This is a genomic window from Pseudomonas bijieensis, from assembly GCF_013347965.1.
Taxonomy (GTDB): domain Bacteria; phylum Pseudomonadota; class Gammaproteobacteria; order Pseudomonadales; family Pseudomonadaceae; genus Aquipseudomonas; species Aquipseudomonas bijieensis.
This window is the reverse complement of sequence record NZ_CP048810.1, coordinates 1,698,997-1,713,711: the sequence shown is the minus strand read 5'-3', so window position 1 is coordinate 1,713,711 and position 14,715 is coordinate 1,698,997. Positions and strand designations below refer to the sequence as shown.

Below are 14,715 nucleotides of genomic sequence, written 5' to 3'. Positions count from 1 at the left end.
CGTTCCCGCGCGCCGGTCCTAGTGGGGTGTTCGACAATTGGCCGTATTGGCCCGCAACTGAGGCTTGCCACCGGTAGGTGACCGATCGGAGGCGGCAGGCTGTCCCGAGCGGTGGCTGGTAAATCGCCAGGCGGAAAAACTGTCGTAACGGTAATAAGTGGCGTAGTTCATGGCTCAATCCTCAAGTTGTCGGGTGTTGCAAATGTTTTGGGGCCTGAAAAACAAAACCCCCGGTCGGGAGGCCGACCGGGGGTTTGGAAAACTCTGGAAGGCGACCCGTTTAAAGTGGGCGCCGGTTGGGTATCAGGCGCGCCAGTGGCTAAACCAATACCCAAAATAAAAGCTGACCGGAGTTTGAACGCTGTTCGCCCGGGCAGCCGCAACCGAGCGCGGGGCGCTGGCGGTTTGAAGCGGTGAGAGGGCGTTGAACATGATCTGTCTCCGATGAATGGCCCCGAGCTTACTAGAGGGCGGTGCGCCGGTTCAATCAGAAAATTCTATCGAGGGCATGCAATTGTTCGTCCTGGCTTGAGTCCGCCGGGCTTTATGACAAACTTCAGGTTTGTACTGTCTCTTCAGGAAGCCCCATGACCGCTCCAGCCTTCGCCGCCGCCCAATCGATTTCCATCGCGGGGGACGTCCGCGCCAACCTCTCGTGCCATCAGCGTTTCATGCAGGTGGCGGCTGAGCAGGGAGTACAGTTGCTGGTATTCCCTGAACTGTCGCTCACCGGCTACGAACGCGGCCTGGCGGCGGATCTGGCCATTTTGCCGGAGGATGCCGTACTGCAACCGCTGCGTGACTTGGCGCGTGAGCTTGGCCTGACCGCGGTAGTCGGCATGCCGATTCGGCTGTCGGTGGATGGCCCGGTATTGATCGGCGCATTGGTTCTTGGCGCTGACGGTGCCCTTGGGGTGTACAGCAAGCAGCATCTGCACCCGGGTGAAGAAATCGCCTTCGCCCCGGGGCAGGGCGGCTCGATGTTGGCGATGGGGTGCGATTGCATCGCGCTGGCGGTATGTGCCGATTTTTCCCACGCCAGCCATGCTGCTGCGGCAGCCGGGCGGGGCGCTACGCTGTATGCCGCGGGGGTGTTGATTACCGAGGGTGGCTACGTGCCCGATACGACGTTGTTGCAAGGATATGCCACGCAGCATGCCATGACCGTGCTGATGGCAAATCATGGCGGCGCCACCGGAGGCTGGGAATCGGCTGGCCGCAGTGCCATCTGGGGGCCGGACGGTGCGTTGCTCGCGGCGGCGCCAGGCACGGGTGAACTGTTGGTGATTGCCCGCCGCGACGCCAACGGCTGGGAGGGGCAAGTCGTGCCGGTGGCAATGGGGTGATGAGGTCTTCATGAGCTTTGAGTGGCGTGCCGCAACGGCCGGGGACATCGGCTTCGCCCGGCAATTGACTTGCAACAATATGCTTGCCTATTACCTCAAGCATGATTTGCTCTGGCAGGACGAAGCGTTCGACCTGGCCTGGATCATTCGCCAGAACTGGATAATCAGTCGTGCGGGCCAGGCGCTGGGTTTTGTCAGCCTCAGTCGTGATGCCCGGGCGTTGTATATCCGGGAATTGCAAATAGGGGAGGCGTTCCGCGGACAAGGTGCAGGTACCTGGGCGATCGGACAGGTTTGGGACATGGTAAGGTTGGAGCGTCGGCCGGCGCTGCGCCTGACGGTGTTCAAGGATAATCCGGCCAGGGTGTTGTACGAACGCATGGGCCTGCGCATTGTGGGCGAGGATGAATGTTTCCTGAGGATGCAGCGGGACGTCGGCGCTTGACGCCTAGGATGCCGTGCCGATAAAGATGTGTTGTAACTTTTATCTGTCCCTTTGCGCTAGGTCTGTCGGATGCTTTTTTGCTAAGGTGTGGGGCAACCCAAATAAGACCAAATCGTGAGGTGTCTGCTTGATTAGGGTGTTAGTGGTCGATGACCATGATCTCGTCCGTACGGGCATTACACGAATGCTGGCTGACATCGATGGCCTGCAGGTAGTTGGCCAGGCCGAATCCGGGGAAGAAGCCCTGATCAAGGCTCGTGAATTGAAACCCGACGTGGTGTTGATGGACGTCAAGATGCCCGGCATCGGCGGTCTTGAAGCCACGCGCAAGCTGCTGCGCAGTCACCCGGACATCAAGGTGGTCGCGGTAACTGTCTGCGAAGAAGATCCGTTCCCTACCCGGTTATTGCAGGCGGGCGCAGCGGGTTACCTGACCAAGGGTGCCGGCTTGAACGAGATGGTCCAGGCCATCCGCCTGGTATTCGCCGGGCAACGCTACATCAGCCCGCAAATCGCCCAGCAGTTGGCGATCAAGTCATTCCAACCGACCAACGATTCGCCTTTCGATGCGCTGTCGGAGCGGGAAATCCAGATCGCCTTGATGATTGTCGGTTGCCAGAAGGTGCAGATCATTTCCGACAAGCTGTGCCTGTCGCCTAAAACCGTCAACACCTACCGTTACCGTATCTTCGAGAAGCTTTCGATCAGCAGTGACGTCGAATTGACACTGTTGGCGGTGCGCCACGGCATGGTCGATGCCAGCGCCTGATAATGACTGAATTGTTTGATCCAAGCGCTTTCCTGTCTACATGCAGTGGCCGCCCAGGCGTGTACCGCATGTTCGATAGCGACGCGCGCCTGCTGTATGTTGGCAAGGCCAAGAATCTCAAGAAACGTCTGGCCAGTTACTTCCGCAAGACCGGCCTCGCACCGAAGACCGCTGCCCTGGTGGGGCGCATCGCGCAGGTCGAAACCACCATTACCGCCAATGAAACCGAGGCGTTGCTGCTCGAGCAGACGCTGATCAAGGAATGGCGCCCGCCGTACAACATCCTGCTGCGTGATGATAAGTCTTATCCGTACGTGTTCCTGTCCGACGGAGCGTTCCCGCGCCTGAGCATTCATCGCGGGGCGAAGAAGGCCAAGGGCCGGTATTTCGGCCCTTACCCCAGCGCCGGGGCCATTCGTGAAAGCCTGAGCCTGCTGCAAAAGACTTTTTTCGTTCGCCAATGTGAAGACAGCTACTACAAGAACCGCACCCGGCCCTGCCTGCAATACCAGATCAAGCGCTGCAAGGCGCCGTGCGTCGGGTTCGTCGAACCCGAGGTCTACGCCGAGGATGTGCGTCACTCGGTGATGTTTCTGGAGGGGCGCAGCAATGCACTGACCGATGAACTGTCAGCGGCGATGGAAGACGCGGCGGTCAACCTTGAATTTGAACGGGCCGCCGAACTGCGAGACCAGATCGGCCTGCTGCGCCGGGTACAGGACCAGCAAAGCATGGAAGGCGGCAGTGGCGACGTCGATGTGATCGCCGCGTTCATCAACCCGGGTGGCGCCTGCGTGCACTTGATCAGCGTGCGGGGCGGTCGCGTATTGGGCAGCAAGAACTTTTTCCCCCAGGTCGGTATCGAGGAAGACGTTGCCGAGGTCATGGCGGCCTTCCTGGGCCAGTACTACATCAGCAGTCCGGAACGCGACCTGCCGGCCGAGTTGATCGTCAACGTGGTCCATGAAGACTTTCCGGCCCTGATCGAAGCCATCGACAAGCTTCGTGGTCGTGAACTGACCATCAGCCATCGCGTGCGCGGCACCCGTGCCCGTTGGCAGCAACTGGCCGTGACCAACGCCGAACAGGCCCTGGGCGCGCGCCTGGCTAACCGCCAGCACGTGGCCGCGCGGTTCGATGCCCTGGCCGATGTCCTCAACCTGGACGAGCCGCCGCAACGGCTGGAGTGCTACGACATCAGCCATTCCAGTGGTGAGGCGACGGTAGCGTCCTGCGTGGTGTTCGGTCCTGAAGGCCCAATCAAGTCCGATTACCGCCGTTACAACATCGAAGGCGTCACCCCCGGAGATGACTATGCGGCGATGCATCAGGCGTTGATGCGCCGCTTCGGCAAGCTGAAGGACGGGGAGGGCAAGTTGCCGGATATCCTCCTGGTGGACGGCGGCAAGGGCCAGTTGTCCATGGCCCGCGATGTGCTCAATGAGCTGATGGTGCCCGACCTGATCCTGCTGGGCGTGGCCAAGGGCGCGACGCGCAAGGCCGGCTTCGAGACCTTGTACCTCAACGATGCCGCCCATGAGTTCACCCTCAAGGGCGATTCGCCGGCGTTGCACCTGATCCAGCAGATCCGTGACGAAGCCCACCGTTTCGCCATCACCGGGCACCGTGCTCGCCGTGGCAAGACGCGCCGTACGTCTACACTCGAAGGTGTGGCAGGCGTCGGCCCGACGCGCCGTCGCGACTTGTTGAAACATTTTGGTGGATTGCAGGAACTGTCTCGTGCCAGCATCGAGGAGATAGCCAAAGCACCCGGTATCAGTAAAAAGCTCGCTGAGTCGATTTATGCAAACCTGCACAGCGAGTAGAATGCCCGTCAACCTCGCAGCCAGTTGTGCCGATGAATATCCCAAATCTGATTACCGTCCTACGCGTCCTGCTCATCCCGATCTTCATATTGCTGTTTTATTTGCCGTACCACTGGAGCTACGTGGCCTCCGCCTCGGTCTTCGCCTTCGCCGCCGCGACGGACTGGTTGGATGGTTACCTGGCCCGACGCCTGGAGCAGAGCACGCCGTTCGGTGCCTTCCTCGACCCGGTGGCCGACAAGCTGATGGTCGCGGTGGCCCTGGTGTTGCTGGTGCAGGAACACGGCAACCTCTGGCTGACCTTGCCGGCGGCGGTGATCATCGGTCGCGAAATTGTCGTCTCGGCGCTCCGTGAATGGATGGCTGAGCTGGGCGCCCGCGCCCAGGTTGCCGTGTCGAACCTCGGCAAATGGAAAACCGCCGCGCAGATGCTGGCGCTGGTGATCCTGCTGGCCAACCCGTCAGACTTCAGCTTCTGGGTGCTGCTGGGCTATGCATTGCTGCTGGTTTCCGCCGGCCTGACGCTGTGGTCGATGGTCCAGTACCTGCGCGCCGCCTGGCCACATCTGCGGACGGATGTAGAGCCGAAATAAAACTTTTTTGAATCAAAGGGTTGACGGCGTAGTCTGAATCTATAGAATGCGCCACACCAAGACGCGGGAATAGCTCAGTTGGTAGAGCACGACCTTGCCAAGGTCGGGGTCGCGAGTTCGAGTCTCGTTTCCCGCTCCAAGATTCAGAAAAAAGCCACTCAGATGAGTGGCTTTTTTTTGCCTGTGAAATACAGACCCAATGCAAGCTCGCCACAGTTCTGAGTCCTGGGCGGCAAAGCATGTTGGCAATAGCTTGCGGTGGGATGAGAATTAGCGGTTTTCAGAGAATAATCCTACGCGCAACTCAGTTGCGCCTAGGATCTTCGTACTTTCAGTACGCGGCCACCAGACCATCCTTCCGGGGATCAGTGCCACCCACATAACCATGAGTGGTGCGCTGGATAATCTGCGCGCCGCCAAAGGCGAATACGCCGTTAGGTTCTTCGATAACGATGTCGTGGCCTTTGGCACGCAAGGCTTCGACCACCTGTGGGTCGAATGCACGTTCCACTGCGACTTTCAGGCCAGATTCGAGCCTCCAGCGCGGTGCGTCTGCGGCGGCTTGCGGGTTCTGTTTGTAGCGCAGGATGCGCATCATCATCTGCAAGTGACCCTGTGCCTGCATCGGGCCGCCCATCAGGCCGAAGGACATCAACGGCGTGCCGTCGGCGTTCATCACAAAGCCGGGGATTATGGTGTGGAACGGACGTTTGCGCGGTGCGACGTAGTTGACGTGCTGCGGATCCAGGGAGAAGCCCGCGCCACGGTTTTGCAGGCTGATGCCGGTGCCAGGCACCACAACACCTGAGCCGAAGCCCATGTAATTGGACTGGATGAACGAGATCATCATGCCGCTTTCATCGGCCGCCGACAGGTAAACGGTGCCGCCCGGTTTAGGCGAGCCATGCCCCGGATTGGCGGCCTTGTCGGTGACGAGGCCGGCGCGCTCCATCAGGTAGGTTTTGTCCAGCAGATGCTCGGAAGGCACGCGCATGTGGTCGTTATCCGCCACGTGTTCGTCCAGGTCGGCAAGGGCCAGCTTCATGGCTTCCAACACTGGGTGCACGGTTTCCAGGCTGTCCACTGGATGCTCGCCGACGCCCAATGCTTCGAGCATAGTCAGGCCGGACAGGGTAGCGATGCCCTGGCCATTAGGTGGCAATTCATGAACGACGGCGCCGGCGTAGGGCACCGACAGGGTGTCGATCCAGTCCACAGTGTGGGTCGCCAGATCGTCGAGGCTCATGACGCTGCCATTGGCGTTGGCATGGGCGATGATGGCTTGGGCCAGTTCGCCGCGATAGAACGCTTCGCCTTTGGTTTGGGCGATCAGCTCCAGGGTGCGGGCGTGATCCTTGAGCCGGATTTTCTCCCCGGCCTGTGGTGCTTGCCCGTCGGGCAGGAAGCACTCGGCAAAACCCGGCTGATCCTTGAGCCGTTCAGCGCCGAGCTTCCACAACTGGGCTATGATCGGGGTGACTTGGTAGCCATCCCGAGCATAGCCGATGGCCGGTTCAGCCAGGCTGGCGAAAGGCAGTTTTCCGTAACGCTCGGACAGCTCGACCCAGGCCGAAACCGCCCCCGGCACAGTCACCGCTGGCCAGCCGCGCTGGGGCATTTTGCTCTGCCCGGCGAAAAACTCAGGGGTCCAGGCTTGCGGTGCGCGACCGGAAGCATTCAGGCCCTGCAACTTGCTGCCGTCCCAGACGATAGCGAAAGCGTCGCTGCCGATCCCGCAACCGGTGGGCTCGACCACGGTCAGGACCATGGCGGCTGCGATGGCCGCGTCGACGGCGTTGCCGCCCTTGCGCAGCATGTCCAGCCCGGCCTGGGCGGCCAATGGCTGGGAGCAGGCGACCATGTTACTGCCCATCACTGGCGAGCGTGCCGAAGCGTAGGGTTGGCTGTAATCCAGATCATCAAACATTAGCGTTTCTCTTTGGCAGAAAAGTTAGCCCTTGGGGTCCAGCGCATCACGCAAACCATCCCCCAGCAGGTTGAAACACAGGACCGTAATGTAGATCGCCACGCCAGGCGCAATCGACATCCAGGGTGCCTGCTCCATAAAGTTTTTCGCGGTGTTGAGCATCGATCCCCAGGAAGGCGAGGGCGGTTGCTGGCCTAGACCGAGGAACGACAGACTGGCTTCAGCCAGAATCGCCGAGGCGATGGTCAAGGTGGCTTGCACAACCAATGGCGACATCACGTTGGGCAGCACGTAGCGCAGGATGATCCAGCGATCCGGCAAGCCAATGGCACGAGCACCTTCCAGGTAATCTTCGTGTTTGATGGCCAGCACCTGACCACGGGTCAGTCGGGCAAAGATCGGCATGGCTGACAGGCCGATGGCGATCATTGCGTTGGTCAGGCTCGGGCCGAGGAAGGCGCCCAGCGCAATTGCCAATACCAGAAACGGGCAGGACAACAGCGCGTCCATGACACGGGAAATCATCGCTTCGAGTTTGCCGCCGAAATAACCGCCCAACAGGCCCAAAGGCACGCCGATGGCCATGGCGATGACCACCGAAACACCACCGGCCAGCAACGAACTGCGTGCGCCCCAGAGCAGGCGGGAAAACAGATCGCGACCCAGTTCGTCAGTGCCCATCCAGTAGATCAGCGATGGTGCCTTGCGGACCGCGAGAAAGTTGGCTTTCAGCGGGTCATGGGGCGCAATCCAGGGCGCCAGCAAGGCCGCCAGGATAAACAGCAGCAACACCGCCGCGCCGAGTACCGCGCCTTTGTTGGCGAGGAATTTCTTCACGAACGGCGAGCGGCTGCGGGGGGCGATCACGCTATGAGGGAGGCTGGAAATAGCGGTCATGAAGCAGTCCTCAGACGCGGATTAATCATCCGGTACAGCACGTCGGCGAGCAGGTTCAGCAGCAGGAAGCCAATTGCGATGCACAGCACCACGCCTTGCACCACGGCGTAATCACGATTGAACACGGCGTCGACAATCATCTTGCCGAAGCCAGGGATGCTGAAGACTTGCTCGGTCAGCACTGCGCCGCCGAGCAGTTCACCAAACAGCAGGGTTGTCAGGGTCACAATAGGCATCAATGCATTGCGCAGGGCATGCTTGAGGATCACCGTGCGCGGGCGCAGGCCCTTGGCCCGGGCGGTGCGCACGTAGTCGGTGCGCAACACTTCAAGCATGGCGCTGCGGGTATGGCGCATGAGAATCCCCGACAACCCTGCGCCGAGCACGAAGGCCGGCAGGATCAAGGTCTTCAGGTTTTGCCCGAAGTCCTCGCCCACGGGCACGAAACCCGAGGCCGGCAGCCATTGCAGTTTCACGGCGAAGACCATGATCAGCAGGATCCCCAGCCAGAAGTGCGGAATCGAGATCCCCGACAGCGCGATGACATTGGCCCCGTAATCCACGACGGTGCCTTTGCGTACGGCCGAGATAATTCCAGTGGGGATGCCGATCAGCAGTGCGATCAACAAGGCCAGCACCGCCAGCTCCAGGGTCACCGGCAACTTGGACGCCAACAGCGTGGTCACCGGTTGTTCGGTGCGCAGCGAAGTGCCGAAGTCGCCGGTCAGCACATTGCCGACCCAGCTCAGGTACTGCACGGGGATCGGATCGTTGAGCCGATACTTGTCGCGCAGGTATTCCATCACCGCCGGATCGCGCTCTTCACCGGCCATGGCCAGCACCGGGTCACCCGGCAACAGTTTCTGCAGGGTGAAGACGAAGAGCGAAACCAGGATCAGTGTCGGGATCGCACTGAGCAGGCGTCGCAGGATAAACATCAGCATGCCGGACCCTCGTTTTTGCGGTGATCATTCACAGTCATGGCTTGAACGCGACGTTGTTCAGACGAATCAGGCCATCCGGGCTCGGCACGAAACCAGTCACGTTGTTACGCATGGCCATGATTCGCGGATCGAAATACAGATACGCGGTCGGCACTTCGTCAGCCAGCAAACGCAGGGCTTCGTTGTACAGGGCCTGGCGCTGGGCAACATCGTTGACAGTGCGGGCCTTGTCCAACAGCTCGTCGAGTTTGGCGTTGCAGTATTTGCCGTCGTTCTGGCCGCCCTTGCAGGTCACGAACTGGTGAATGTCGCCATCCGGATCAGGACGGCCCGACCAGGCGCTCATGCCGATCTGGAAGTTGCCGCTTTGCTGTTCGCTAAGCATGGTGGCGTATTCAGTGGCAATCAGATTGACCTTGAAACCCGCTTCTTCAGCCATGGCCTGAATGATCTGCCCGACCTGTTGTGCGATAGGGTTGTTGGCGACTTTCAGGTCCACTGCCAGTGGCAGCTTCACGCCTGCTTCGGCCAGCAAGGTCTTGCTCTTTTCCACATCGCGGGTCGGGATCGGCAGATCCTTGTCGTAGTACGGGCTGTTTTTCGGAAATGGCTGGGCGCTCGGCGCATACAGGCCTTCGAACACCACCTGGTTGATCGCATCACGGTCGATGGACAGCTCGAATGCCTTGCGCACGCGCTTGTCTTTGCCCATCGGCGAGTTGGCCTTTTCGCCGTTGTTAATGTTGAACATCAACTGCATGTAGCCAAGCCCTGGCGTGTTATAGACCGCCAGCTTGCTGTCCGCCTTGGCGGTTTTCACGTCGGTGGGGGCAACCCGTTCGATGATGTCCAGGTCGCCGGAACGCAGGTTGGCCAGACGCACCGAGGTGTCCGGAATCGGCAGGAAAATCACCTTGTCAAAGTGATAAGCCTGCTTGTTCCAATAGTTGTCGAAGCGCTCCAGCACAATGCGATCCTGCTGCACGCGCTGGACGAATTTGTAAGGGCCGGAGCACACCGGTTTGGAGGCGAACTCACCCTGGGCGGCCTTCGGCGCAAGCATCATTCCGGCGCGGTCCGAGAGTTGGGAGACCAGGGTGGCGTCCGCTTGCTTGAGTTTGATGGCAACGGTTTTGGCGTCGATCACTTCAACGCTGTCCACCGAGGCCAGCTCGCTCTTGCGCAGGGAGTCGGGCAGGGTGCGAGCGCGGTCCAGGTTGAACTTCACCGAGGCAGCATCGAACGCTTCGCCGTCGTGATAAGTCACGCCTTCGCGCAGAGTCATGGTCAGGGTCTTGCCGTCTTCGCTCCAGCTCCAGGCAGTGGCCAGTTGTGGGGCATAGGTCAGGTCCGGGTTCACATCCACCAGCTTGTCGCACAGTGCGGTATAGACCAGACGGCCCGATAGGTACGCGAACGATGCGGGTCGAGCCCATCAGGATCGTCCTGAATGCCGATGCGCAGGGTGGATTCGGCAAAGGCGGCGTTGGCGGCCAGCAATAACAAGGTTCCTGTCATGACGCGTGCAATTTTCATGGCTGGCTCTCCACTGCAAGGGATTGATGGTTCTTGAACAGATTCAGGCGCTGGGTGTAGGCAGCGCTGGGTGTCGGCAAAATCAGGGTGCCTGCACCGGCATTGGCGATTTCACGCCAGAAGTGGCACGCCACCTGACGCTCGGCCTCGACGGTTTCCATCACCGGCACCACTTCTTTGCACAGCGCCCGGGCGTGCGGGCAGCGGGTATGGAAGCGGCAACCCGATGGCGGGCGGCTCGGGCTCGGCATGTCGCCGCCCAGCAATGGGCGCGGCCGGCGCAGGTCCGGGTGGCTGACCGGCACGGCGGCCATAAGCGCCTGGGTGTAAGGGTGCAGAGGGTTTTCAAACAGGCCGTTGACCGGCGCCAGTTCGACGATTTCCCCCAAGTACATCACGGCTACCCGGTCGCTCATGTGGCGGATCACGGCCAGGCCGTGGGCGACAATCACCAGGGTCAGACCGAATTGATGCTTGAGGTCTTCCAGCAGGTTGACCACTTGCGCCTGTACCGAAACGTCCAGCGCGGACACGGGTTCGTCACCCAGAATCAAACGCGGGTCAGACGCCAGGGCTCTCGCAATGCCGATGCGCTGACGCTGGCCACCGGAGAACTCGTGAGGGTGGCGGCCGCCGTGCTCGGGCGCCAGGCCCACGGTGCGCAGCAACTCGGCGACTTTGGCCTGGCGGTCGCTGCGGCTGGCATCGCTGTGCAGCCAGATAGGCTCACCGACGATGGATTCCACAGTCATGCGCGGATTGAGCGAGGCAAACGGATCCTGAAAGATGATCTGCAAATCACGCCGCACCTGGCGCAGCTTTTCCGGGGTCAGATTGGCCAGGTTACGGCCTTCATAAATGATGTCGCCCGCCGTAGGTTTGAGCAGGTTGAGCAGTAGACGGCCGAGGGTTGATTTACCCGAGCCGGACTCGCCCACCAGCGCCAGGGTTTCCCCTTTGCGCACCGACAGATTGACCTGATTGACCGCTTGCACCGGCGGCTTCTTGCGCTGGAACAAGCCGCTTTCCACCCCGAAGTGTTTGCTCAGGCCGATGCCGTCGAGAATGATTTCAGGGCTTGCACGCTTAACTATTTGGCGTTCAGAAAGGCTCACGCGCTGACTCCCATATGCTGTTCCAGTGGCGCACGAATGCACGCGGCGAAATGTCCGGGGGAAAGCTCAAGTAGCGGCGGGCGCGTCTCGCGACATGCCTGAATCGCAAAAGGGCAGCGCCCGGCGAATCGGCAACCGGTAGGCATTTGCGCAGGCGTCGGGACGCGACCATTGATGGTTGCCAAGCGACCTTCACGCGGGCCAATCGATGGCATCGAACCCATCAGGCCGATGGTGTACGGGTGCTGCGGGTCATCGAACAGGGTTTTTACCGGGCCGCTTTCCACCACTCGTCCGGCGTACATCACCATCACGTCGTCAGCGACTTCGGCGACCACGCCCAGATCATGGGTGATCAGGATCATGGCCGTGCCGGTTTCAGCCTGCAGATTGGCGATCAGCGACAGGATCTGCGCCTGAATGGTCACGTCCAGAGCGGTGGTGGGTTCGTCGGCAATGATCAGCGCCGGATCGTTGGCCAGGGCCATGGCAATCATTGCCCGCTGCCGCATGCCGCCGGACAGTTCATGGGGGTAGGCGTCCAGGCGTTGCGCGGCGTCAGGCACGCGGACCTTTTCGAGCATTTGCAGGGCGCGCTGACGGGCGTCCCTGGCCGACAGACCCTGATGGCGGATCACGCTTTCGGCGATCTGCTCGCCAATGGTGAAGACCGGGTTCAAGGAGGTCATGGGCTCTTGGAAAATCATCGCCATGCGGTTGCCGCGCACATCCAGCAAGCGCTCGTCGGGCATGCCCAGCAAGGCTTCATCGAGCAGGGCGGACGTACGGGCGGCGATCTTGGCGGTGTCGGGTAGCAAGCCCATCAGCGCCATGGACGTAACGCTTTTACCACATCCGGACTCTCCGACGATGGCCAGGGTCTTGCCGCGCTGGACCGAGAACGAGACGCCGTCCACGACATTGGCGGGTGCGCCTGCAAAGCACACGGTCAAGTTGCTGACACTCAATACCGTGTCGGTGGCCTGAGTTGTGGTGCTCATGAACTTGCCTCCAGATCTTGATTGATGACGTTGTCCAGCGCTTGTTGCAGCGCGCGCAAATGGCCACGCATGGCCGTGGCGGCCTTGATCGGATCACGGTTTTCGATAGCGTCGACAATGTCGTTGTGGTCGTGGCTGTAGGTGTCGAGGCGATCGGCGTTGCGAGCCCGCTGACGCAGGTCACGCCAGGCCGGGTCGAGCCGGATCGCATCGAGCATTTCAAAGATATCCAGCATCAGGCGGTTACCTGCGGCCTCGGCGATCCCGCGATGCAGGGCGCTGTCCCACAGCTCAATGCCCTCGGCATCGGCAGGCTCGGCGGCCTGTTGGTGTCTGGTGCGTTCGGCAAGGCGGCGCAAAATTGCTATCTGGTCGCCGTTGGCTCGAACCGCCGCCAGGGACGCCAGTGCCGGTTCCAGATGCAGGCGCGCTTCCATAACCTCGCTGAAGTTGGTCCGCCCGGACAACCGGGCAAAGCTCATGGCCGCACTCGGTGGCGTAGGGCCGACGAAGGTTCCTTTGCCCTGGCGCCGCCAGATCTGCCCTTCGGCTTCCAGCACCGCTAGCGCCCGCCGGATGGCCCGGCGACTGAGGCCAAAATCGGCGGCCAGATCCCGCTCGGTCGGCAATGCCCGGTGCGGGAAGGCAGCATGTTGCGCAACCATCTGCCGCAAAGCATCCAGCGCTAGTTTCGAAGTGTTGTCGATGGGTGTGTCAGGGTCGAACCTTTGCATCGTGGTACTCGCGCCAGAGTATAAAAAACGGCTCCGAGCTGACTGTGGGCAGGAGATCGAGGCAAAAGGGTGAGTGCAAGCGCGATGCCAATTGAAATTGGTTCGCCTCGGGATTAGCGCTATGTACTTAGCTATTACTCGGGAGCAGCGGCGGCGGGGGCCGATAAGCAAGGGTTCGTCGGGTTGGTTCAGGGGATTAAAGAGGATTGGTTCGGGGATGATTGAACCAATTTCCGCCGCTTATGCAGATTGTGCATCGATTCGTGCGTAGTGCGCTGGGGTGGTGCTTGGTATTGATCTGGGAAATTTTGTGTTCGGGCATAACATGCTGAAGAGGTGCTCGTATGCCAACCAAACCCGTAAATACAACCTGCACTATCGGGACCTTGAAGGCGATATCGAGGCTGAGGTCGTGATCATCGGGGGTGGTTTTTCCTGTATCGACACGTTGCTGGACCTGCCCGAGCACAATGAGCGTGCCTGCAACCATTAAGGTTGTGCCGCCAGCCCCTCAGCTTTGGGAATTCTCCGATGTCACAATCTGCAGCGGAACATGCACCCGGTGACGCACAGGATCGAACTGCTCCGCAGTCTGCAATTCCACCAGTAGATCCACTAGCGCCGTTGCAGTCTGGCGCGGTTGAGAGTCGATCACCACGTCGACCAAACCCTGGGCCAGGGCTTGGCGTGACAGCTCGGTGGACTCCTGCAAAATGCAGCACAGCGTCGGGCGCTTGGGCAGTTGCGCCAACGCGTTGATAATCCCGTCGCCACCGCCACCTACCACGCATAGCCCGCGCAAATCGTCATGCCGAGCCAGCAGGTCGAGGGTTGCTTCTTCGGTGATGTCGCAGTTGTCCAGATTGATCAGCGGCTCCAGCGGGCGCAGCCCAGGTGCGTGTTCGGCCAAGTAACTGTGCAAGCCTTCGACCCGCGCCTGGTGGCCAAGAAAGCGATGACCTCCGAGCAGAATGCCGATGCTGCCTTTGCGCGCGCCACAGGTGCGGGCCAGCAGCCAGCCCATCGTGCGCCCGACTACCTGATTGTCTTGGCCGACATAGGGCTCGGCCGCCGCCTCATGAATGCCCGACAGCAGTGCCACCACGGGCACGCCGGCCTCGCGAATCTGGGCAAGGGCGGCGTTGATCTGCGGGTGGGCGAAGCTGACCACCGCCAGGCCGTCGCACTGCACCGCCAGCTGTTCGATCTGGGCAATGATGGCGCTGGGGGTGCGATCAAAAACGTATTCGAATTGGCAGGTCAGGTTGGCCCCGGCCTGACGCTGCGCGGCCTCGGTGATGGCTTGGGCCAGGTTGGCGTAGAACGCCTGGGCGGTGCCCAGCAGCAGGATGCCGAAACGGTACGTGGGGCGGCGTTCGAGAATGCGCTGGCCGATCAGCCGCGCAGCAAAATAGCCCACGGCTTCGGCGGCCTGAAGCACCTGTTCGGCAGTGGCTGGATTAACCGGGGCGCGAGCGTTGAGCACGCGGTCGACGGTGGCGACACTTAAACCTGCGTGTTCGGCGACCGTGGCGATGGTGGGGCGTTTATTGTTATTCATGATGAGCCTTCAAAGCGTCTT

The 14,715-nt window shown here is 60.8% G+C and carries 12 protein-coding genes, 1 tRNA gene and 2 pseudogenes; 7 read left to right on the top strand and 8 right to left on the bottom strand.

Annotated elements, in window-relative coordinates; genetic code table 11:
- Positions 1 to 587 precede the first annotated feature (587 nt).
- The 6 genes from GN234_RS07215 to GN234_RS07190 all read left to right on the top strand — a co-directional run bounded on the left by GN234_RS07215 (position 588) and on the right by GN234_RS07190 (position 5,118).
- On the top strand, positions 588 to 1,346 hold the full coding sequence (locus tag GN234_RS07215; protein WP_176688170.1) for a carbon-nitrogen hydrolase family protein: 759 nt from the start codon (positions 588 to 590) through the stop codon (positions 1,344 to 1,346).
- 10 nt (positions 1,347 to 1,356) lie between these two features.
- Positions 1,357 to 1,791, top strand: coding sequence for a GNAT family N-acetyltransferase (locus GN234_RS07210; protein WP_109751822.1), 435 nt, complete (start codon positions 1,357 to 1,359; stop codon positions 1,789 to 1,791).
- A gap of 127 nt (positions 1,792 to 1,918) precedes the next feature.
- On the top strand, positions 1,919 to 2,560 hold the full coding sequence (gacA, locus tag GN234_RS07205) for a response regulator transcription factor GacA (protein WP_003182764.1): 642 nt from the start codon (positions 1,919 to 1,921) through the stop codon (positions 2,558 to 2,560).
- Between the two features lie 2 nt (positions 2,561 to 2,562).
- Complete coding sequence (gene uvrC, locus GN234_RS07200) at positions 2,563 to 4,386, top strand: excinuclease ABC subunit UvrC (RefSeq protein WP_109751823.1); 1,824 nt, start codon at positions 2,563 to 2,565, stop codon at positions 4,384 to 4,386.
- Between the two features lie 32 nt (positions 4,387 to 4,418).
- Entirely contained in the window at positions 4,419 to 4,979 is a 561-nt protein-coding gene (pgsA, locus tag GN234_RS07195; RefSeq protein ID WP_018608070.1) for a CDP-diacylglycerol--glycerol-3-phosphate 3-phosphatidyltransferase, read from the top strand.
- Between the two features lie 63 nt (positions 4,980 to 5,042).
- A tRNA-Gly gene (locus tag GN234_RS07190) sits at positions 5,043 to 5,118 on the top strand.
- Positions 5,119 to 5,310: 192 nt separating this feature from the next.
- On the opposite strand, the gene GN234_RS07185 is transcribed toward GN234_RS07190, so the two are convergent.
- The 7 genes and pseudogenes from GN234_RS07185 to GN234_RS07155 all read right to left on the bottom strand — a co-directional run bounded on the left by GN234_RS07185 (position 5,311) and on the right by GN234_RS07155 (position 13,133).
- Entirely contained in the window at positions 5,311 to 6,906 is a 1,596-nt protein-coding gene (locus tag GN234_RS07185; RefSeq protein WP_176688169.1) for a gamma-glutamyltransferase family protein, read from the bottom strand.
- A 24-nt stretch (positions 6,907 to 6,930) separates the two neighbouring features.
- Positions 6,931 to 7,803 (bottom strand): ABC transporter permease, encoded by an 873-nt coding sequence (locus GN234_RS07180; RefSeq protein WP_076384070.1) that lies wholly within the window; start codon positions 7,801 to 7,803, stop codon positions 6,931 to 6,933.
- Positions 7,800 to 8,747 carry an ABC transporter permease gene (locus tag GN234_RS07175; protein ID WP_176688168.1) on the bottom strand — a complete coding sequence of 316 codons (948 nt, stop codon included), beginning with the start codon at positions 8,745 to 8,747 and terminating at the stop codon, positions 7,800 to 7,802. The genes GN234_RS07180 and GN234_RS07175 overlap by 4 nt, the downstream gene beginning before the upstream one ends.
- Positions 8,748 to 8,781: 34 nt before the next feature.
- Positions 8,782 to 10,283 (bottom strand): annotated as a pseudogene (locus GN234_RS07170) (ABC transporter substrate-binding protein).
- Positions 10,280 to 11,398 carry an ABC transporter ATP-binding protein gene (locus GN234_RS07165; protein ID WP_176688167.1) on the bottom strand — a complete coding sequence of 373 codons (1,119 nt, stop codon included), beginning with the start codon at positions 11,396 to 11,398 and terminating at the stop codon, positions 10,280 to 10,282. The pseudogene GN234_RS07170 and the gene GN234_RS07165 overlap by 4 nt, the downstream one beginning before the upstream one ends.
- Positions 11,395 to 12,399 carry an ABC transporter ATP-binding protein gene (locus GN234_RS07160; protein WP_116832017.1) on the bottom strand — a complete coding sequence of 335 codons (1,005 nt, stop codon included), beginning with the start codon at positions 12,397 to 12,399 and terminating at the stop codon, positions 11,395 to 11,397. The genes GN234_RS07165 and GN234_RS07160 overlap by 4 nt, the downstream gene beginning before the upstream one ends.
- A complete protein-coding gene (locus GN234_RS07155) occupies positions 12,396 to 13,133 on the bottom strand; it encodes a FadR/GntR family transcriptional regulator (RefSeq protein ID WP_116832018.1) in 738 nt (245 codons plus the stop codon). The genes GN234_RS07160 and GN234_RS07155 overlap by 4 nt, the downstream gene beginning before the upstream one ends.
- Before the next feature lie 325 nt (positions 13,134 to 13,458).
- On the opposite strand from GN234_RS07155, the pseudogene GN234_RS07150 reads away from it, so the two are divergent.
- Positions 13,459 to 13,599, top strand: a pseudogene (locus GN234_RS07150) (FAD-dependent oxidoreductase); the annotation flags it as partial.
- A gap of 45 nt (positions 13,600 to 13,644) precedes the next feature.
- Here the strand turns inward: GN234_RS07150 and GN234_RS07145 are convergent.
- The gene (locus GN234_RS07145; protein WP_176688166.1) at positions 13,645 to 14,694 is read right to left on the bottom strand and encodes a LacI family DNA-binding transcriptional regulator; all 1,050 of its coding nucleotides are present in this window, start codon (positions 14,692 to 14,694) and stop codon (positions 13,645 to 13,647) included.
- Positions 14,695 to 14,715 lie beyond the last annotated feature (21 nt).